Here is a 19,562-nt window from a genome sequence, read left to right as displayed (position 1 = left end):
TATACCTGTAATCCCGGAGCATGTACACCACCCTACAACCCGACCTCCAGCAGCAGCTGGCCGAGATTAAAGAAGCCGGTCTTTACAAGAAAGAGCGCATCATTACCTCACCGCAAGGCGCCGAAATCGAGACCAACGAGGCCGGTGAGGTGCTGAACTTCTGCGCCAACAACTACCTGGGGCTGTCGTCGCACCCCGAGGTAATTAAGGCCGCCAAAGAAGCCATCGACACGCACGGCTACGGCATGTCGTCGGTGCGCTTTATCTGCGGCACGCAGGATATTCACAAGGAGCTGGAGCGCAAGATTGCCGAGTTCCTGGGTACCGAAGACACCATCCTGTACGCCGCGGCTTTCGATGCCAACGGCGGCGTGTTCGAGCCCTTGTTCAACGAGCAAGACGCCATCATCTCCGACGCGCTTAACCACGCTTCCATCATCGACGGCGTGCGCCTGTGCAAAGCCCAGCGCTACCGCTACAACCACAACGACATGGAAGACCTGGAGAAGCAACTCCAGGACGCCGTAGCCAAGGGCACCCGCCACCGCATCATCGTGACGGACGGCTCGTTCTCGATGGACGGTACCATTGCCCGCCTCGACCAAATCTGCGACCTGGCCGACAAGTACCAGGCCTTGGTGATGATTGACGAGTGCCACTCGATGGGCTTCCTCGGCAAAACCGGCCGCGGCACCCACGAGTACCGCAACGTAATGGGCCGCGTCGACATCATTACCGGCACGCTGGGCAAAGCGCTAGGTGGCGCCATGGGTGGTTTCACCTCGGGCCGCAAAGAAATTATCGACATGCTGCGCCAGCGCAGCCGCCCCTACCTGTTCTCCAACACCTTGGCCCCGGCCATCGTGGGCGCCAGCATCCGCGTGCTCGATCTGCTGACGGAAAGCACCCAGCTGCGCGACCAACTGGAGGAAAACACCAAGTACTTCCGCGAGAAGATGACCGCCGCCGGCTTCGACATCAAGCCCGGTGAGCACCCCATCGTGCCCGTAATGCTCTACGACGCCAAGCTGGCGCAGGAGTTTGCCGCCAAAATGCTCGAGAAAGGTATTTACGTGGTGGGCTTCTACTACCCCGTGGTGCCGAAAGGCCAGGCCCGCATCCGGGTGCAGCTCTCCGCTGCCCATACCCGCGCGCATCTCGACAAGGCCATCAACGCCTTCATCGAGGTAGGCCGCGAGCTGGGCACGCTGAAGGACCGCTCGGCCGCGCAGCCCGAGGCTGGCCAAGTGGTGCAGAACACGCCCTAAGCAGCAGTTACCTCAAGCAAAAGGCCCGGCATAATCCTGCCGGGCCTTTTGCTTGGTGGGCTAATTGATGATGGGCAAAGGAACCCTAGGGTGACGTAGGAAAAAGAGCTGCAAAGGCGTGAGCAGAACGGTAAAAACCGGCGACTTCACCATCGTTTGGCCTACCCGGGCACTTGCTCTGGCTTCTACAGGGATTGTGCCCTTATAGAAGTAATATGCATCGAGGTTGATAGCACAGTAAGAGCGAGGGGCTAAGGTGTCTTGCCAGAAGCTGTTTCCGCAGAACATATCCATTGGGTAGGCAGGGAGCACCCAACGTTCATCCAACCGAAGCTCAACTCCAACATCAAGTAGCGTGGCGTCAGCGCGCTCAATTGGTACTTTCTTGGAAGTAGCATTCAGCAAATACAGGCGAATGAGTTGCTGATCGTTGGGCAACAGAATACGATGATCCGGAAGCAGTACCAGTGCCAAGCTGTCTTGCAAATGCTTGGGTGCAGCGCTTCGCAATTCAGTTGTAAGCGGCGCCTTCGTCTCAAACCAGGCTTGCGGGCGCCGGCCCATGTACGTGTTAAACCACGTAGTGTGTCCCTTTTTCGCAGGTTGGCCACTCATTATCTGGCCACAGGCTAATCCGCTATTGGCAAGGAGTGTTGCCCCTGCTAGCCAACGGTAAAGAACGCGTGTAAACACCTAGGTAAAATTCTAAGCTGCTACCTCTGCTGCCGAGCGGGCCGACGTAGTACCTGCGCCCGTACGCGGCATAGCATCGAACAGGAACTCGTTGAGCTTGGCGCGCAAATCCTGGCCCGAGAGGTTGCGGTACACTTCGCCGCCGCGCACGATGGACATCTGGCCGGTTTCCTCACTCACCACCAGCACCACCGAGTCGGTTACTTCCGAAAGGCCGATGGCAGCACGGTGGCGCAGGCCCATGGAGGCGGGCACGTCGGGATTTTCGCTGACGGGCAGGATGCAGCGAGCGGCTTTGATGCGGCCGCCAGCCACGATAACGGCGCCGTCGTGCAGCGGGGAGGTTTTGTTGAAGATGCTCATCAGCAGGCGCTTGCTCACGGCAGCGTCGAGCAAGTCGCCGCTTTCGGCGTAGAACTTCAGGTCCGAAGCTTGCTGGAAGGCAATGAGCGCCCCGGTGTTTTTGCTGGAAAGGCTTTTGGCGGCTTCCACGAAGGGCGTTACGCTCATGCGCTGTTGCTGCTGCTCGCGGCGCCACGGAAACATGCGCACGCGCTCGAAGGAAGTGGCCTTGCCGATGTTGAGCAGAAAGCGCCGGATTTCCTGCTGAAACAGGATGATGCCGGCCAGCACGCCCACGCTCATAAACTGACCTAGGATGGTGGTCAGCAGCTCCATGCCGGCGGCTTTCACCACCAGGTAGAGCAGGTAGATCGACAAGAAACCCAGGAAAATACGCAGCGCCACCGAGCCGGTAAGCAGCTTGTAAATCTGGTAAAACAGCACCGTAACCAGCAGCACGTCTACGACGTCGATCCAGCCGATGCGCAGGAAGCCGATGGAGACGGGAGGAAACACGGGATTACGAGCTTAAAGTATTCTGAACCAAGCGCACCAGCTGCACAGCTTCCGCTACGTCGTGCACGCGCAGCAGGTTAGCGCCGCCCATCAGGGCCAGGGTGTTGAGCACCAGGGTGCCCGGCAAAGCCGCCTCGGGCGTAAGACCCAGGGGCTTCCAGACAAGGGTTTTACGGGAAAGTCCTACCAACAGCGGCAAATCCAGAATGTTGCGCAGCTCGGGCAGGCGGCGCAGCAGCTCGTAGCCTTGCTGCGGCGTTTTGGCAAAGCCAAAGCCGGGGTCGAGCACCACGTCGGCATCGGGCCACAGCGCGCGCAGGGCCGCCACCCGGTCGCGGAAGTAGCGCACCAGCTCCTGCACCAGGTCGGTATCGTAGTGGGTAAGCTGCGTCATGGTTTGCGGCGTGCCGCGCATGTGCATCAAAATGTAGGGCACCTGCAAACGCGCCACCGTTTCGAACATTGCCTCGTCGAGCAGCCCGCCGCCAATGTCGTTGATGATGTCGGCGCCGGCTTGCACGGCCTCCTCGGCCACGCGGGCCCGAAACGTATCCACAGACACGAAAGCCTCCGGAAAGTTGCGCCGCACGGCCTCTACGGCGGGCAGCAGGCGGGCAAGTTCCTCATCGGCAGGTACATCCTCGGCGCCGGGGCGCGAGGAGTAGCCGCCTAGGTCGAGCACGGTGGCGCCGGCCCGCAGCATGTGCTCGGCGCGTTGCAGCAGCTCGGTTTCGGCCTGCAGGCGGCTGCCGGCAAAAAACGAATCGGGTGTAACGTTGAGGATGCCCATTACCTGCGGGCGGGCCAAATCGAGCACGCGGCCGCCGGGGCAGCGCAGCGTCTGCCTCACCCGAAATAGCGTATCTTGCGCAACCAGGGCCTTCATGGGTTCAGGGCTTAGAACAGCAGGAATTAGGGTTTGGCAGAAACCAACAAAGCGTTGCCGCGAGCAACGCCATTAGCCCTGCAAAGAAAGTTCTAAGACCTTAGCCCTAATACCTCCGCTCTGTTCTAAAAATAGCTTTTTCACGTTGAACGACCAAACCCAGCTCCAATACGACCGCATCATCGAGCGGTGCCGGGCGCTGTTTCTGGCCAAGACCCACGACTACGGCACGGCGTGGCGCATCTTGCGTTTGCCCAGCATTACCGATCAGATTTTCATCAAGGCGCAGCGCATCCGTTCCATTCAGGAGAAAGGTACGCAGCTGGTGCAAGAGCCTATCGATGATGAATTTGTGGCCATCATCAACTACTGCGTTATTGCCCTGATGCAGCTGCGCCTGCCCACCGATGCGCCCCTGGAGCTGGAGCCGGCGTTTGTGGCCGATGCCTACGACCAGGAGGTGGCCGAAAACCGCCGCCTGCTGTTTGCCAAAAACCACGATTACGGCGAGGCCTGGCGCCAAATGCGCGTGTCGAGCATCACCGATATTATCCTGATGAAGCTGCACCGCACCAAGCAGATCGAAGATTTGCAGGGCCGCACGCTGGCTTCGGAAGGCGTAGATGCCAATTACCGCGACATGCTCAACTACGCTGTATTTGCGCTAATTCTGCGCGGTGCCGCCGAACCCTCCACTGCCGCCGCAGTTTAAGGCTTTGACTTAAGCTCCATCTAACCCATGCGCACCTTCGTTCGACTCTGCTGGCTGCTGCTCGGCGTGTTGTTTATCTTCTCGGGCCTTATCAAGCTGAACGACCCCATCGGTACGGCTTACAAGCTCGAAGAATACTTCGAGGTTTTTGCCGCCGATTTCGGCTCGTTCTTCCTGGCTTTCAAGGGTATGGCCCGTACCCTGAGCATCACGCTCAGCTCGTTGGAGGTGGTGCTGGGCGTGGCCCTGCTGCTGCGCTGGAATCTGCGCTTCACCTTGTGGTCGTTGTTCGGGCTGCTGGTGTTTTTCACCTTCCTCACGTTCTACTCGGCCTTCTTCAACAAGGTAACCGACTGCGGCTGCTTCGGCGACTTCATTAAACTCACGCCGTGGCAGTCGTTCAGCAAGGATGTGTTCCTGCTGGTGCTCTGGCTGATCGTGTTCCTGAACCAGCGTTACCTGCGCCGTGTGTTTGCCAAAGGCACCCTAGGTACCATGTACATTACGTTTGCCGGGGCGGTGGCCGTGGGCATCGGGGTGTACGCCCTGGGTCATTTGCCGTACTTCGATTTCCTGCCCTACAAGGTGGGCAACAACATCGGCAAGCTGATGCAGCCCTCGGCGCCGCTGCGCTACAAGTACATCATGGCGAAGGGCAGCGAAACCCAGGAGTTTACCGAGTACCCCACCGACACCACCTGGAAGTTTAAGCAGATGGTGGCGCTGAACCCCGAAGACGGCCCGAAGATCATCGACTTCCGGGTGTGGGGCGCCGACCAGGCCGACGTAACCCAGGAAGTGCTCAAGGGCAACAAACTGCTGCTGATTGTGCAGGGCCTTGAGAAGGCCGACCGCGACCGGTTTGAACAAATCAACGCTACCCTGGCCGGGGCCGATTCGTCGAAGAAGAACATCGAGACGATGATCATCACCAGCAACAGCCCGGCCGACTTCGACGCGTTCCGGCACGAGGTAAACCTCTCGGGCAAGTACTACTTCGCCGATGCCACGGTGCTCAAGTCGATGATTCGCTCGAACCCCGGCTTTATGCTGCTGCAGAACGGCGTGGTAAGGGGCAAATTCCATTACCACGACATCCCCGACCGCGAAAAGCTGGAGGAATTGCTTTGATAAAAGCTGTTAGCCGTCAGCTGTTAGCCTTTAGCCTAGGACCTAACAGCTAATAGTTAACAGCCGACAGCTAATAGCTGAAAACCCATGCTCCTTTTCATCCTCCGCCGGCTGCTGCACGGCCTGCTGATTTTGGTAGGCGTGGCGCTTACGGTGTTCGTGCTGTTTCAGGTGCTGCCCGGCGACCCGGTGGCCCTGCTGGCCGGCCAGCGCTCCGACGTGGCCACCCGCGCCGCCATTGCCGCCGACCTAGGGCTCGACCAGCCCTTGCCGGTGCAGCTCGTGGGCTACCTCAACGATGTGTCGCCGGTGGGTGTGCACCCCCGCGACTCGGCCAGCGTGGCCCGCTACGGCGGCGTTGCGCTGCTGCCCCTGGGTGGCGAGCGTGCCGTGGTGCTCAAGAAGCCCTATTTGCGCCGCTCGTTCCAATCGAACAAAGACGTACTCGACATCCTGCTCGACCACTTCAGCGGCACCTTGTGGCTGGCCTTGGCCGCCATGCTGCTGGCCGCCGTGCTGGGCATTGGCTTCGGCATTGTGGCGGCGCTGCGGGCCCACACCTGGCTCGACCGTACGCTGCTTACGGTATCGGTGCTGGGCATTTCGGTGCCGTCGTTTGTGGCCGGCATTCTCATTGCCATGGCGTTCGGGTTTTACTGGAGCCGCTACACAGGCCTCAACCTCACGGGCCAGCTGTTCGAGACGGACCCGTTCACGGCCGAGTCGCACGTGGTGCTGCGCAACCTCGTGCTGCCTGCGTTTGCCCTAGGTATCCGGCCGCTGGCCGTAATCGTGCAGCTCACGCGCAGCTCCATGCTCGATGTGATGTCGCAGGATTTTGTGCGCACGGCGCGGGCCAAGGGCCTCAGTAAGCGCCGCACGGTGCTGCATCATGCCTTGCAAAATGCCCTCAACCCCGTGGTAACGGCCGTATCGGGCTGGTTGGCGTCGCTGATGGCGGGTGCGTTTTTTATCGAGTACATCTTCAACTGGAAGGGCCTAGGTACCGTTACGCTCCGCGCCGTCGAAAACCTCGACTTCCCGGTGGTAATGGGCGCTACCATCTTCGTGGCTTTCCTGTTTGTGGTTATCAACATCGCCGTGGATGTGCTCTACGCCGTGCTCGACCCCCGCGTGAAGCTGGGCTAGGTAATTATGAATGCTGAATTGAATAGCGCCCTAGGTTCGCCGACGCCCCAAGCTGCTAAGGACCCAACTGCCGCCAGCCACCTGGCACCCGCCGCCGACCCGGCAGGGCCACTGCCGGCCCAACCCGCCGCAGCCCCGGCCGAGCAATTCATAATTCCCAATTCAGAATTCAGAATTCACCTGATAGGTATGCCCGGCGCGGGCAAAACCACCCTGGGCCGGGCCTTGGCCGCGCGCTACGGCCTGCCCTTTCGCGACCTTGATGAGGAAATTGTGCAGCGCCAGGGCCGCAGCATTCCGGACATTTTTGCGGCCGAAGGCGAGGCGTATTTTCGGCAGGCGGAGGCCAGCACCCTGCGCGCCGTGGTAGCCGAGCAGCCGCGCCTGGTGCTGGCCACCGGCGGCGGCACGCCCTGCTTTCACGGCAACGCCGAGTTGCTCGCCCAAACCGGCCTGACGCTTTGGCTGGACGTACCGGTGCCCGAACTGCTTGCGCGCTTGCAACATGCGGCCGCCACCCGCCCCCTGTTGGCCGCCCTGCCCGATGCAGCGGCCCTGGAGCAGCGGCTGCGCCAAACATTGGCCGCCCGCGAGCGGTTTTACGCCACGGCCCAACTCCGCTGCACGCACCCGGCTTGCACCCCCGAAACCGTGCATCACTTGCTGACACGTTTTCTGCATACTGCCTAAAACCTTATAAGTGGCCCGGCGTTTGTGCGTTCATGGCTACTTTTGCCCCCTCAACTTCCTCTACCACTCTTATGGAACAACAGGCTGCTCCTGCGTCGGGCCAACTGCACAAGCCCAAGCACAAAGGTTCGGCGCGTTTGTTTGAGAACCCCGTGCTGGAGCGCATGACGCACACGCACATTGCCGCGCCCCTCACCATCTTCTTCGCCGTAGCGGCCGTAAGCCTTTACTACGGCCTCAGCCGCGGCCTGCTCACGGGCCTGTCGGCGTTCGGGTTGTTTCTGGCCGGCTGGTTTGCCTTTACGCTGGTCGAGTACCTGATGCACCGCTTTCTGTACCACATGAAAGCGGACACGCCCGGCAAGGCCAAGTTTCAGTACACCATGCACGGCGTGCACCACGAGTTTCCGAAGGACAAAACGCGCCTGGCCATGCCGCCTATCCTGACGGTGTTCGTCACGTCGTTGCTGTTTTTCATCTTCCGCTTTGTGTTCGGCTACGCGGGCCTGGGCATTCTGGCGGGCTTCGTGTTTGGCTACGCGCTCTACCTGTTCGTGCACTACGCCATCCACGTGTATGCCCCGCCCAAAAACTTCCTGAAGTTTTGGTGGCACCACCACGCCCAGCACCACTACCGGCAAGACGAAGTAGCTTTTGGTGTATCCACTACCATCTGGGACCACATCATCGGCACCATGCCCGAGAAGCGCAAGTAGGCGCCCAGGCCCGCTCAACAATACTGAAATGGAAACCCGAACGGGTTTCCATTTTTATTTGCGCAAACCTCATCAGGAATATTGCGGTTGGGTTGCAAGGTTTGCAACAAAATGACTTAACCCTTGATTTGCTTGGCGTTGCGTGGTGCTGGCTTAGGGCAAAGCAATTGGGCTTAGAATGGTGCAGGTGAAGGGATAAAATCTAATTTTGGACAACCAAAGCCCTTTATCACCACCGTTATATGAACAAACTTTACTCCTTGCTGCTGCTGGCAGCGCTTTCCGCAGGCGTGGGTAGTGCGCATGCCCAGCACACGTTCAGCTCCGTTACGGCCTACAACCAAAACTTCGACGGGCTGGCCGGCCGAACCACGTTCACCAGCAATACAACCCTGACCGGGGTGTACATCGAGTACGCCGGCTTGCAGGCTTGGCCGGCACCGGCCAACGACGGCAGCATCAACACGGCCAGCTTCTACCACTTTGGCACTGCCGGCGCCACCGACCGCGCCCTAGGTGGCGTGGCGTCGTTTACTACCAGCGGCACGGGCTACGTGGGCATTCGCTTCAAAAACAACACCGGCCAAACCATTCGCAACCTGGCCGTTTCGTTTGCCATCGAGCAGTGGTACAACTCGGGCCGGCAAGATGCCGCTCAGGTTTCCTTCGACTACAAAACCAGCACCAGCGCCATTTCGGCCATGGGCGGCGTGGTGGGTACTGGCGCCAACGACTGGAAGAACGTAGCCGCCCTGAACGTGGATGCGCCCTCCACGGCTACCGTTATCGAAAACAAAAACGGCAACTCCGACGCCAACCGCCGCACACGCACCTACACGCTGCAAAACGTAGACGTGGCCAACGGCAGCGAAATAGCCCTGCGCTGGCGTTACGAGCTGAACAACGCCACCAACGGCAACGGCCTGTCGGTGGATGATGTAGTGGTAACGCCCGAAACCTCGGTGTTTTACTACAAAGGCACCGGCAACCTGAACGAGCTGGCCAGCTGGGCGCCTAACCGCGACGGCACCGGCAACGCCCCGGCCAGCTTTACGGCCAACAGCCAAACGTTTTACGTGCTGAGCCAGGTAGCCGACGACCGCCTGAGTGCCAACTGGACGGTGAGCGGCACCAACTCGCGCGTGGTCGTGGGCGATGGTACCGCGGCCGCCTCGCTGGCGGTGCTAACCGGCAACGGCAACGCAATCGATGCGACCATCGATGTGCTCGACGGGGCCACGCTTGAGATTCAGCGGGCCAACCAGGGCGTGCCCTTGCTGGGCCGCTTGGCCAACACCAGCACCGTGCGGTACGTGCACGATAACAACATTACGCTGGGGGCGCAAGTGTTCGGCAATCTGGTGCTAAACGGCCGCGGAACCAAAACGCTGGCGGGCCCAACGGTGCTCAACGGCAACCTCGAGCTTATTGGCAGCCCCACGGTACGCCTGACGTCGCACGACCTGACCCTGATCCGCGGCGGCAAAATCACGGGCGGCAGCGCCGATGCCTACATCCGGGCCGACGAGGGCGGCGCGCTGCGCCAAACGGTGCAGGCCAACGGCCAGTTTGTGGAGTTTCCGGTGGGGCTCAACAACAGCTACAACCCCGTGCGCATTAAGCAGTCGGCGGCGCGTTCCGAAGATGTGTTTGCCGTAGAAATAGCCCCGGGCATGTTCCCGAACTACAGCGGCAAAACCGGGCAGGGCGCTGCCCTCGATGCCAGCAACGTGCGCCGTACGTGGTTTATCAGCGAAGAAAACGCCGGCGGCTCCGATGCTACCGTGCAGCTGGAGTGGAGCAGCGCGCATGCCGCTGCAGGCTTCAATCCGGCCCAGGCCCGCCTGGAGCACTACAACACCAGCCGCAACAGCTGGGATACGGGCATTCAGGTAACGCCGGCCGAGGTATCGGGCACTACCTACACCGTTACGCGCAGCGGCATTACCAGCTTCTCGCCGTTCGGGGTGTCGTCGCGCCCGGGCGGGGTACTGCCCGTCGAGCTGGTGGCCTTTAAGGCCGAGCGCCTGGGTGCCGCCGAGGTGCGCTGCGTTTGGCAAACGGCCTCCGAGAAAAACAACCGCCGCTTTGTGGTAGAGCGCTCTACCGATGGCCGGCAGTTTGAGGCCGTGGGTGCGGTAGCCGGGGCTGGCAACTCCACGGTTGTGCGCTCCTACCAGTACCTCGATGCGGCCGCGCTGCCGGTGCTCAGCTACTACCGTTTGCGGCAGGAAGACGCGGATGGCACCACGGCTTACTCGCCGGTGGTGGTAGTGGAGGCCTGCAAACGCTGCGCGGGCGGCGCAACCCTTACGGCGGTGCCCAACCCCACGAACGGCCGCTTCGAGCTGTTTGCCAATGCCGAGCTGGGCGCCCCGGCGCAGGTGAGCGTGTACTCGGTGGTGGGCAGCAAGGTGCAGCAAGTGCAGTGGGCTGCCGGCGCTGCGCGCGCCTCCCTCGACCTAGGGCAGCAGCCGGCGGGCGTGTACCTGGTGCAGGTGGCGCTGCCCACGGGTGTGCAAACGGTGCGCGTGCTTAAGCAATAGTTTGCGCGCCCAACGTCGTGCCATAAACCACAAGGCCGGTTCTGCTTCAGAACCGGCCTTGTGCGTTAAAAAAAGCCCAGGTGCTTAGCGCCGAAAGCGGCGCAGCACCCACAGCACCAGAATAATCAGCAGCACCGCCACGATGATGCCCGTGTAGGCGCCGGCTTTAAAAATATCGCCGACCAACTCGCAGCCCGTAAGCGGAAGCAGCAGCAGGCACAGCACCAGCGGCAGCCAAGGAAGATTGCGTTTCATGACAGTAGGGGAAGGGAAACCGTGTAAATGCGGGCCGCCACACTTGGGCGCCCGTTGTTGTTTCCGCATACTAACCCTGGTGGCAAAAGGTTGGGGCGGCACCTAGGGAGGCGGCCCAGCCCTACGGGGCGCTTTGGGCACCCATGCTGCTGCGCACGGTTTGGTATGGCCGGAGTGCTTCGCCGGCAAAGTGGCGGTAGTCGCGCGCCAAATGCGCCGCATCCGCGTAGCCAAAGCGCAGCACGGCCTCGGCCAAGGTGGCGTGGGGGGGCCTGCAGGTAGGCATGCGCCGCCCGAAAGCGCACCAGCCGGGCAAACGTTTTGGGCGACAGGCCTACTTCGCGCGAAAAGTGCCGCAGCAGGGTGCGCACCGATACCTCCAGCTGCCTGGCTACTTCCTCTACCGCGAGCTGGCCTTGGCTGCGCACCAGCATGGCGGCGGCCCGCCCGCCCAGCCCCAGCGTGGCTTGCTGAATGGCCAGGTGATGCAGCAAGAAGGCATCGGCGGCGGCGCAGCGGCTGGCAAAGTCCATGCCGGGCCCTAGCTGCCGCGCAATGCCACTGGCCAGTTGCGCACCTAGGGCGTGGTGCAGCGGCACCGTGGTGTTCTGGTAGCGGTGCACCTCGCAGCGCAGCAGATCGTAAGCGCCGGCCGGGGCCAGCTGCACCGCAAACCCCCGGGTGGTACCGGTGTACTCGTTGCCGCTGCTGCGGGTAATTTGCCCCACAAAGCCCGCGGGCGGAGCCAGCTCATGGGCGTTTGGGCCATCGGTAATCCGTACCTGGCCTTCGTAAAAAAGCACAATGGCCGGGCACCCTAGCGGCACAATGCGGGCCGCATAGGTTTGGTGCTGCGGCAAGGGCACAAACAGGTCGGCGTAGCCAACCACAAATGGCTGTAGGGCAGCCGCCGGCGGCACGGTTCCCGGCTGCGAGGTAAGCAAATTCAATCCCGAAGTTTTCTGGTGTGGCGAAGAGCTTCTGATTGCAGTACACGCCCGGCGTGTAATTGTTTGCAGCGGCACAGGCAAGCAAGTGCCTGGCTTGTGCGGCCTGCGCCGCCGGCCACCAAAGGGCAAAATAAAACCCCGGCTCACGGAGCCGGGGTTTTAAGGTGGAGCTATGTCGGCAGTGCTGCCGAAAACGAATGAAACAGCATCTGCAAAAAGGATGCCGTTGCTGGTAGGAGCTGCGGAGGGCGAAGGTCAGCCCTTAGGTACACCAACACCAAAGCAGTCCGGCAAGCCCCATGCCCCGTGAGTGTCATTCCGCCAGGAGCGCAAGCCTACCCGGCAGTTTTCCTTCTAGGCTTGGGCAAACCGGTATTTCAACCACACCACATCGTTGTCGAGTTGCTGCACCTGGCTTAGCCTCAGCCGCGTAGCCGGCCCTTTGGTCAGGTACTCGCTGACTTCGAAGGTGGTTGGCGATTTGGGCGTGCCATCGGCAATGGGCAGCAGCAGCAAGCTTAATTCGTCAATCAGTCCGGCGTTCAGCAATGAGCCGTTCAGATGACCGCCGCCTTCCAGCATCAGCGTTTGGATAGGGAAGAGCGAGGCGAGCTGCTCCAGTGCCGAGGCAAAATCGACGGTTGTGGGGCCAGCAAACAGGTAGGAAATACGCTGGCGCTGCAGGTAGTACAAGTACTCGTCGCTTACTTGCTCAGTGAGCACCTCAATGATGTGGTCGCCGCCTGTGGTGTTGCTTTCCCAACCCAGCCTACCGTGCGGGTCGACGGCAATGGCAAAGGAGGCCGCGTTCGAATCGCCGATAAATGGCTTGCGCGCAATGGGCTGCGGGGCGGGCAGCAAGTCGGGCTGCACGCCGCCCGAAAAGTCGCGCTCCATGGTAATGCGGCCGCACATCCAGGCTTGGCTGATGAACGTCTCGTGGTACTTCTCGAAATACCCGGCAAAGGTGTTGAACAGGGTTTCGTCCTGCCAGTTGGCCGACAGGATCTTCCCGTCCACCGAGGACATCATGTGGCAAATAACGTGGGGTCGTTTCATGGAAGCGTATACGGGCGCGGTCGTCGTAGGCCGAAAAGGCAGAGGTATGCCGTCAGAAAAACGAGGCGGGCTTCGCCAGCCATGCGCCCGGCAAGGCGGGCGGTGCCGTGCTTGCGGGCAATTGCGGCATGCAGAGAATACCGGCAGCGCTCAGCCCAAATCGAGGAGCCAGCGCGGAGGCGCTTCTTTCAGTACAATCGCGGCCAGGTTAAGCCAGGAGCCCGCGCGGTCGAGCACTTCCGAATCGGAGGTTACCACGACATCCGTGGTGTCGGCCAGCACGCGGTCGGGGTTGGGCACCACTTCGGCCGTCCAGGGCAGGCCGAGTTCGGTGCCCAGGTCGCGCAGGCGCGCGGCCAGCCTACCGCTGTTCGAAACGGGCTGATCGAGCAGCCAGCGCACCGGCCCGGCACCTAGGGCAGCCAGCGCGGCAGCCGTCAGCCGAATGGCCCGGTCGGTTTCCTGCACGGCGCGGTAGGTGCCGTGTATGCTCGATAAATCGCGCAGGGCGCCGTCGCGGCCCCGCAGCACCACCCCGCCGCTCAGGGCCGTTTCGAGCAGAATAAGCAGGTTGAAGCCATCGATGGCAATAGGCTGGCCGCCTAGGTCGGCGGCGGGTAGCTGCGTGCGGGCACGTTGGTGATGCTGCTCGTCGGTGCAGGCGGCGCGGCCCACCGCCGCGCGTTGGCGCTCGGTGAGGGCGTACCGGTCGCCCACCAGCTTCAGGGTCGCGCTGGGCGGGTATCCGCGCGTCAGCAGCCACGACAGCTCCGCAACCGCACGGCGCAGCACCGGTATTCGCTCGGGCGCAAACAGGTTGGCGTCGGCAGGGTGGGGGCCACGGTGGCGGGTATCGGCAGGGCGCATAGGTAACGCTGTACGCAAACCGGCTTGCCCTAGGTCTTCGGCATAAGAAACCCTGCTGGCACCCACAAGGCGGCGCATCGGCCGGGTAGCGCACATTGGGCTTAGGGCTTGCTTGCCCGCTGATCTGAACTTGTGCGGGGCGCTTCGGTTATTGTGCCGGTTGCCGCGCCGGGCACTTTTGCTCGGGCAGCAGGCAAGCAGCACACACACACCCGCCGATACGTTGTACCCGGTAAGCAGCAAATTCCTATGAAATATACCCTCGTACTCACAGCCGCGCTGGCGGCTGTTGCCACGCAGGCACCGGCCCAAACCGCCGCTCCCGACGCGCGCCCAGCCGCCGATCAGATTGCCACCAAGCAAGGTCCGCTCACGGTGCAGCCCATTGCGCACGGCAGCGTGGTGCTGAGCTGGAACCGGAAGACGATTTACGTTGACCCCGCCGGCGGGGCAGAAGCGTACGCGGGGCTGGCTGCCCCCGATGTCATCCTCATTACCGACATTCACGGCGACCACCTCGACCCAAAAACGCTGGCGGGCCTCGCGGCCGGCAAGGCGCTGCTGGTGGTGCCGCAGGCGGTGGCCGATAAGCTGCCGACCGCGTACAAACCGCAGGTGCGCGTCCTCGGCAACGGCCAACGGCTCGATACGCTGGGCCTGTCGGTGTCGGCCATTCCGATGTACAACCTGCCCGAAGCGGCCGACGCCATGCACCCCAAGGGCCGCGGCAACGGCTACGTGCTGGGCCTGGGCGGCAAAACCGTGTACCTCTCCGGCGACACCGAAGACATACCCGAAATGCGCGCCCTTAAGAACATCGACGTGGCCTTCGTGTGCATGAACTTGCCTTACACCATGGATGTGCAGCAAGCCGCGCAAGGCGTACTGGCGTTCAGGCCGGGCATTGTGTACCCCTACCATTACCGCGGCCAAAACGGGCTAAGCGACGTGGCTGCGTTCCAGAAAACCGTCGGCGCGGGCAACAAGAAGATTGATGTGCGCCTGCGCAATTGGTACCCCGCAGCTAAGTAAGGCCGCGCCTCTGATATGCTGCAGGCTGCGTTGTATCAGCGGTGCCGCACTGAGGCGAAACGTTGTTGAAACAAGCAAAAGCGAGCAGCCAATTGGCTGCTCGCTTTTGCTTGTTTAGGCGGCCGATTAACGGGTGGCCCAATCATAACTACTGGGCAAGCTTTACCATTTTGTCGTTGTCCGTGAGCTTCCAGTCAATGAACAAACGGCGCGGGTCAACGGCGGCTTTGGCGGGGCGGCCGGGCAGCGTCAGCACAATGGTCTGCCGGCCCGCTTTGATTAGGTGCTTTTGCCGGTAAAGCTGCTTGCCGAACTCCTTACCGGCTTCGGCCGGCGTGAATACGCCGATTTCCACCCAGTCCTGCATCGGCAGATTGGTTTCGGTGCCGGCGCTGTCCACCGCCAGCTTGGTGGCCTGCACGGTGAGCGTCAGCTGCCAGGTGCCGGCTTGGGTCTGTTTGGCGGTGGCGGTTTTCGTGGCCAGCTCCCAAAAGGTATTGACCTCGAACAGGTCGCGGAGCAGCGGCTGGAGCGAGTCGGGCGCGGCCGCCTGCAGCTCTCGGTAGAGGTCCAGCGAGGTAGGCCGGGGCAGCGTGCCGGGGCGGTGGTTGGCCAGCAAACTCCGCACCGCGTGGTTTACCCGGTCGCGGCCCATGTACTGGCTGAGCGCGTACAGCGCCAGGGGGCCTTTGCGGTAGTTCTGGTAAAAGCCGTCGGCCTGCAGCAGGGGCTTGGCGGCGCGGGTGCGCGGGGTTTCGTTTTCTTCCCGCAGAAAACGCAGGAGCGCCCCTAGGTGCTCGGGCCCATATTGGTCCTCCAGCACGCCCATGGCCGAGTACCACGCCAGGCTTTCGGTAATCAGGCCCGCGCCCTCCACGTAGGCTTGCTTGAGCTGGTTGCCCCACCACTGGTGCGCTACCTCGTGCGCCACCACGGCCGTTACCAGGTCAAAGCCCCGCTCGTCAGCCTTCGGGTTCAGCAAAAAAAAGCCTTCTTCGGCCGTGATGTCGATAGGCGCGGCATGGTGGCCGAAGGCGTAGCTGGGGTGGGCCACAAAGCGGAGCTGCCGGTGCGGGTAGGGCCCAAACTGCCGGGAGTAGTAGTGCAGCGACGCCTGGGCGCTGCGGATCATCCGCGCGGGGTTCTCTGCCGGGCCCGGCGGGTAGTAAACCTGAATGGCTACCTCTTGCTTTGCGCTTGCCGAGGGGTTGCGCCATGTGCCTTCCTGCAGCGCATAATTGGCCGAGAAAAAGGCGTACTCATTCCGGATGGGCGCGTCGGTGGCGTAATGAAAGTAGCGACGGCCGTTTTTAAGCCAGGTACGGCGCAGGGTGCCCGGCGCCACTGCTGTCTGGTCGGCATCGGTACCCACAACGGCCTCAAAGCTGATCTGCTCAGCAAACGGGGCGTAGCGGCGCGCTGCCACGTTGTAGAGCGAGGCCGTGGCGGGCCTGGGTGCCAGGCCGTGCGCTTTGCGGGCGCCAGGCTCGTCGAGCTCCCGGTAGGGCTGGTAGCCGATGACGGGCAGCCACTCCATGTTGCGGAAGCTGGTGCCGTTTGCCAGCACCTGCGCGTCGGCGCCGTTGTTAGAAAAACCCCGCGCCTGGTAGGATACCCGAAAGCGCAGGCGCAGCGAATCGCCGGGAGGCAGAGGCTGCGCCAGGGCGTAGATGCGCTGGCCGTGCTCCGCGTCTACGAGCACTTCCTTGGCTGGCTGGTCGAAATGAACCAAGGAGGTTTCGACGCCACCCGTCCCCGTTGCTAACAGAACCGAGTCGATAGGCCCCTGATGATTATTTACCAGCAGGTAGGTGCCCTCTAGCTGCACCGCCCGGTGCTTGGGGTATATCTCTACCCCTAGGTTTACGCCGGCCAGCAGGGGCTGGGGCCGGTTCTGGTAGCGGCGGAAGCGGTGTTCGTAGTCGGCCCGCTGCGCCTCCGCGTCGGCAGTGCTGGCGTAGTCGTTCAGTATGTTGGTATTGTAGAAGATAAAACCGCCGGCCACCAAAATGCCGCCGGTAGCCGCTGCCGCCACCCGGGCCAACGAGCCAGTAAAGCGCTGCCGCGCCAGCTGCAGGCGGGCGGCCACACTGGTTTCCCGGCTTCGCACCCAAAACAGCACCGCCACCACCGCCAGCAACAGTCCCCACGCCAGCCAGTAGCCTTTAAACCACAGCCAGGGCGCCAGCGTCGGCCCGAAGCCGGCCATGTCGGTATAGGTCCAGCCTGGGCTGGCGGCATAGATGAGCAGCTTGTGCTCGATGCCGAGTTTCGGGGCAAAGACGAGGCACCCGTAAGCCAGCAGCGCCACTAGGTGCCCTGGGTACTTCTGGTTCAGCAGCACGTGCACGGCCAGGGCCAGCAAGGGAAAGAGCAGGCAATCCAGCAGCTGCAGCCCGAACAGCACCGGCACGTACAGCCCGATTTCGGGCTTGAACCCACCTATGGCTGCCTGCGCACCTAGGCCGGCCATCAGCAGAAAGGCCAGCCACGCCACCAGCACCAGCTCCAGGGCCAAATACCGGCTCAGCAGCTGCACCCATTCGGGCACCGGCGCGGCGTGGGCTATTTCGCTCAGGCCGGTTTCCCGTTCCCGCCACACCAGCTCCCCGGCGTAGAAAATGATGAGCACCCCGATGATGACCCAGAACTTGTCGGGCTGCGTGATGGGCGCGGTCAGGTAATCCACGACAAAATCGGTGCGGGGCAGCAAGGGCACACCTCGGGCCTTCAGGTTGCCGGGGGCGGCCAAGCCCACCGCCAAAGCCAGCAAACCCAGCAGGGGCAGGCCGGCCTTGCTTTTGGCGAGTTGCAAAAAGGCCGTCGAGGTAAGCAGGCGCAACTGGTGCAGCCGCGTAGCCAGCCCAAACGTGCCCCGGGTTGGCGGCAGGGCCTTGGCGGTTTTGTGGTCGATCAGCTCCTGGTCGGCCACCGTTGCTTGTGGCTGCTGACCTAGGGTTTGTTTTTGGCCGGCTTCGGGCAGCACGAGCTGAAAGCGCGAATAGGTAAACGCCAGCATGCCCAGCGAGACGCCCAGCCACAGGAGGCGGTTGAGGAGAAACGTGTCTTCTAATAGCACCAGGCGCGCATTCAGCTCCAGGGGGCTCCAGCTCGACATATGGCCCATAATCGGGGTAAAACCCATGGGGTCAATCAGATTGCCCCATTGCCCTTGGTGCTGCAACGCCTGCCCCACCACGTAGGCCGCCACAAACAGGGCCGCGCCGCCCAGGTAACTGCCGATGGCCCGGCGGCTGAGCGCCGCCACCGAGAACTGAATGGCCGTGGCGAAAAAAGCGTTGGGCAACACGATAAAGAAAAAAGCCGTGAGGTAAGCCGCCGCGCGGAACGGCCCCAGCAACTCGGCCTCGATTCCGGAGCCGTGCAGGGCCAGCAGCAGGCCCGCCGGCACGGCCAGCAGCACGAGCACATTGAGGGCGAGGGCCGCCAGTAACCGCCCGCCCAGGTAGTCGGCTTTGCTGGTAGGGGCGGTGTAGGTGAGCAGGTGCATGCGGGTCTGCACATCGCGCGCCGCCGCGTCGCCCGCCACGGAGGCCCCGATCAAGAGCCAAAACACGCTGCACAACACCGCCACCGTGGCAATGACGATGGGCGCATTGACCAGAAAGTAGCCCTCCTGGGCATCGGAGAGGTAATTGGCCGTGACAATGAGAAACGCAATAAGCCCTATCACTGCGAAGTAGAGCCAGGTAGCGGCCCGGCGCAGCTGGTAGCGGAACTCCAGCGCGAAAATCCGTCGCAGCATCATAGCGCTACCTCCTCCGCTTGCAGCTGCCGACTGGCCGGGCCGAAGCAGCCCGCCAGGGCACTGAAATAGACATCCTCCAGCTCAGGGGCCACCGGCTCAAAACCGTGGCCGGGCGTTTCCGGGCTGAACACGTGCACCAAGGTGCGGCCACTCAGCAGCTTAGCCGAAATGATTTGGTGCTCCTGCTCCAGCGTCGGCAGGCTCTGTTTATCGGTGAGCTTGCGCCAGATGCGGCCGTGCAGCTGCTCCACGGCGCGCAGCGGCTCGGCTTCGAGCAAAATCCGGCCGTGGTTGATGATAGCCATGCGCGTGCACAGCTCGGCCACGTCCTCCACGATGTGGGTGGAGAGGATGACCACGCTGTTTTCGCCCAGCTCGCTCAGCAGGTTCAGGAAGCGCACCCGCTCGGCCGGGTCCAAGCCGGCCGTGGGCTCGTCCACAATCAGTAACCTAGGATTGCCCAGCAAAGCCACAGCTACGCCAAACCGCTGCTTCATGCCGCCCGAAAAGCCGCCCAACTTCTGCTTGCGCTTGTCCCACAGGTTGGTTTGCCGCAGCAAGGCCTCGGTGGTTTCCCGGCGCAGCGCCCGGTTGGTAATGCCTTTCAGCACCGCGAAGTAGTCGAGCAGCTCCTCCGCACTGGCTTTGGGGTACACGCCGAATTCCTGGGGCAGGTAGCCCAGCGTTTGGCGCACCGCCTCCTGCTGGTGCACCACATCGATGTCGCCTAGGTGGATGGTGCCGGTATCGGGCTGCTGCAGCGTGGCGAGCGTACGCATGAGCGTGCTCTTGCCCGCGCCGTTCGGGCCGAGCAAGCCATACATGCCCGGCGGAATATCCAGCGACACATTATCCAATGCCTGAACGCCATTCGCATATCGTTTGGAGACGTTGCGGATAGTAAGGACCAACGGGTGCATTCCCATGTTAGCTGATTGGCTTCGGTTCGTATGTTGAAATGAGGAAAGCACCTAGGTTGAT

17 protein-coding genes are annotated in these 19,562 nt (G+C 62.1%); 8 read left to right on the top strand and 9 right to left on the bottom strand.

Translation table 11 applies throughout. The features are described 5' to 3' along the window. Positions 1-20: 20 nt before the first annotated feature. Entirely contained in the window at positions 21-1,268 is a 1,248-nt protein-coding gene (kbl, locus tag OIS50_RS13605) for a glycine C-acetyltransferase (protein WP_264691183.1), read from the top strand. A gap of 60 nt (positions 1,269-1,328) precedes the next feature. Here the strand turns inward: kbl and OIS50_RS13600 are convergent, their stop codons facing one another. The 3 genes from OIS50_RS13600 to folP form a co-directional block, all read right to left on the bottom strand. Then, a complete protein-coding gene (locus tag OIS50_RS13600) occupies positions 1,329-1,754 on the bottom strand; it encodes a hypothetical protein (protein ID WP_264691182.1) in 426 nt (141 codons plus the stop codon). A gap of 219 nt (positions 1,755-1,973) precedes the next feature. Further along, positions 1,974-2,819, bottom strand: a complete 846-nt coding sequence (cdaA, locus tag OIS50_RS13595) for a diadenylate cyclase CdaA (RefSeq protein WP_264691181.1) — start codon at positions 2,817-2,819, stop codon at positions 1,974-1,976. Between the two features lie 4 nt (positions 2,820-2,823). Beyond that, a complete protein-coding gene (gene folP / locus OIS50_RS13590) occupies positions 2,824-3,705 on the bottom strand; it encodes a dihydropteroate synthase (RefSeq protein WP_264691180.1) in 882 nt (293 codons plus the stop codon). A 145-nt stretch (positions 3,706-3,850) separates the two neighbouring features. Here folP and OIS50_RS13585 point away from each other — a divergent pair, with 145 nt between their 5' ends. The 6 genes from OIS50_RS13585 (at position 3,851) to OIS50_RS13560 (ending at position 10,649) form a co-directional block, all read left to right on the top strand. Further along, on the top strand, positions 3,851-4,417 hold the full coding sequence (locus OIS50_RS13585) for a DUF1599 domain-containing protein (RefSeq protein WP_264691179.1): 567 nt from the start codon (positions 3,851-3,853) through the stop codon (positions 4,415-4,417). Between the two features lie 27 nt (positions 4,418-4,444). Next, positions 4,445-5,548 (top strand): BT_3928 family protein, encoded by a 1,104-nt coding sequence (locus OIS50_RS13580; RefSeq protein ID WP_264691178.1) that lies wholly within the window; start codon positions 4,445-4,447, stop codon positions 5,546-5,548. Between the two features lie 87 nt (positions 5,549-5,635). Continuing rightward, positions 5,636-6,697 (top strand): ABC transporter permease, encoded by a 1,062-nt coding sequence (locus tag OIS50_RS13575; RefSeq protein ID WP_264691177.1) that lies wholly within the window; start codon positions 5,636-5,638, stop codon positions 6,695-6,697. A gap of 6 nt (positions 6,698-6,703) precedes the next feature. Further along, positions 6,704-7,387 (top strand): shikimate kinase, encoded by a 684-nt coding sequence (locus OIS50_RS13570; protein WP_264691176.1) that lies wholly within the window; start codon positions 6,704-6,706, stop codon positions 7,385-7,387. A 71-nt stretch (positions 7,388-7,458) separates the two neighbouring features. Then, on the top strand, positions 7,459-8,103 hold the full coding sequence (locus OIS50_RS13565) for a sterol desaturase family protein (RefSeq protein WP_264691175.1): 645 nt from the start codon (positions 7,459-7,461) through the stop codon (positions 8,101-8,103). A 242-nt stretch (positions 8,104-8,345) separates the two neighbouring features. Continuing rightward, positions 8,346-10,649 carry a T9SS type A sorting domain-containing protein gene (locus OIS50_RS13560; RefSeq protein ID WP_264691174.1) on the top strand — a complete coding sequence of 768 codons (2,304 nt, stop codon included), beginning with the start codon at positions 8,346-8,348 and terminating at the stop codon, positions 10,647-10,649. 84 nt (positions 10,650-10,733) lie between these two features. Here the strand turns inward: OIS50_RS13560 and OIS50_RS13555 are convergent, their stop codons facing one another. The 4 genes from OIS50_RS13555 to OIS50_RS13540 form a co-directional block, all read right to left on the bottom strand. After that, a complete protein-coding gene (locus OIS50_RS13555) occupies positions 10,734-10,904 on the bottom strand; it encodes a hypothetical protein (protein WP_264691173.1) in 171 nt (56 codons plus the stop codon). Further along, on the bottom strand, positions 10,901-11,854 hold the full coding sequence (locus OIS50_RS13550; protein ID WP_264691172.1) for a DUF6597 domain-containing transcriptional factor: 954 nt from the start codon (positions 11,852-11,854) through the stop codon (positions 10,901-10,903). The genes OIS50_RS13555 and OIS50_RS13550 overlap by 4 nt, the downstream gene beginning before the upstream one ends. Before the next feature lie 354 nt (positions 11,855-12,208). Continuing rightward, positions 12,209-12,913 carry a RibD family protein gene (locus OIS50_RS13545; protein ID WP_264691171.1) on the bottom strand — a complete coding sequence of 235 codons (705 nt, stop codon included), beginning with the start codon at positions 12,911-12,913 and terminating at the stop codon, positions 12,209-12,211. Positions 12,914-13,063: 150 nt separating this feature from the next. Next, positions 13,064-13,780: a DUF434 domain-containing protein gene (locus tag OIS50_RS13540; protein WP_264691170.1), complete on the bottom strand. Its 717-nt coding sequence runs from the start codon at positions 13,778-13,780 to the stop codon at positions 13,064-13,066. A 249-nt stretch (positions 13,781-14,029) separates the two neighbouring features. Between OIS50_RS13540 and OIS50_RS13535 the strand changes: the two genes are divergently transcribed. Next, positions 14,030-14,812, top strand: a complete 783-nt coding sequence (locus OIS50_RS13535) for an MBL fold metallo-hydrolase (protein ID WP_264691169.1) — start codon at positions 14,030-14,032, stop codon at positions 14,810-14,812. 148 nt (positions 14,813-14,960) lie between these two features. Here OIS50_RS13535 and OIS50_RS13530 read toward each other — a convergent pair whose 3' ends face one another. Both OIS50_RS13530 and OIS50_RS13525 read right to left on the bottom strand, forming a co-directional pair. Continuing rightward, on the bottom strand, positions 14,961-18,581 hold the full coding sequence (locus OIS50_RS13530; RefSeq protein ID WP_264691168.1) for an ABC transporter permease/M1 family aminopeptidase: 3,621 nt from the start codon (positions 18,579-18,581) through the stop codon (positions 14,961-14,963). After that, entirely contained in the window at positions 18,578-19,492 is a 915-nt protein-coding gene (locus OIS50_RS13525; RefSeq protein WP_264694381.1) for an ABC transporter ATP-binding protein, read from the bottom strand. The genes OIS50_RS13530 and OIS50_RS13525 overlap by 4 nt, the downstream gene beginning before the upstream one ends. Positions 19,493-19,562: the final 70 nt, after the last annotated feature.

The organism is Hymenobacter sp. YIM 151858-1, from assembly GCF_025979705.1.
Classification (GTDB): Bacteria; Bacteroidota; Bacteroidia; order Cytophagales; family Hymenobacteraceae; genus Solirubrum.
The sequence above is the reverse complement of the archived record's forward strand: the minus strand, read 5'-3'. Positions and strand labels throughout refer to the sequence as shown.

Bases quoted from the DNA above. Each gene is read 5' to 3' on its own strand.
- folP (WP_264691180.1), bottom strand. From the start codon at position 3,705: ATGAAGGCCCTGGTTGCGCAAGATACGCTATTTCGGGTGAGGCAGACG.
- OIS50_RS13575 (WP_264691177.1), top strand. From the start codon at position 5,636: ATGCTCCTTTTCATCCTCCGCCGGCTGCTGCACGGCCTGCTGATTTTG.
- OIS50_RS13555 (WP_264691173.1), bottom strand. From the start codon at position 10,904: ATGAAACGCAATCTTCCTTGGCTGCCGCTGGTGCTGTGCCTGCTGCTG.
- OIS50_RS13580 (WP_264691178.1), top strand. From the start codon at position 4,445: ATGCGCACCTTCGTTCGACTCTGCTGGCTGCTGCTCGGCGTGTTGTTT.
- OIS50_RS13535 (WP_264691169.1), top strand. From the start codon at position 14,030: ATGAAATATACCCTCGTACTCACAGCCGCGCTGGCGGCTGTTGCCACG.
- OIS50_RS13565 (WP_264691175.1), top strand. From the start codon at position 7,459: ATGGAACAACAGGCTGCTCCTGCGTCGGGCCAACTGCACAAGCCCAAG.
- OIS50_RS13570 (WP_264691176.1), top strand. From the start codon at position 6,704: ATGAATGCTGAATTGAATAGCGCCCTAGGTTCGCCGACGCCCCAAGCT.
- kbl (WP_264691183.1), top strand. From the start codon at position 21: ATGTACACCACCCTACAACCCGACCTCCAGCAGCAGCTGGCCGAGATT.
- OIS50_RS13545 (WP_264691171.1), bottom strand. From the start codon at position 12,913: ATGAAACGACCCCACGTTATTTGCCACATGATGTCCTCGGTGGACGGG.
- OIS50_RS13530 (WP_264691168.1), bottom strand. From the start codon at position 18,581: ATGATGCTGCGACGGATTTTCGCGCTGGAGTTCCGCTACCAGCTGCGC.
- OIS50_RS13560 (WP_264691174.1), top strand. From the start codon at position 8,346: ATGAACAAACTTTACTCCTTGCTGCTGCTGGCAGCGCTTTCCGCAGGC.
- OIS50_RS13540 (WP_264691170.1), bottom strand. From the start codon at position 13,780: ATGCGCCCTGCCGATACCCGCCACCGTGGCCCCCACCCTGCCGACGCC.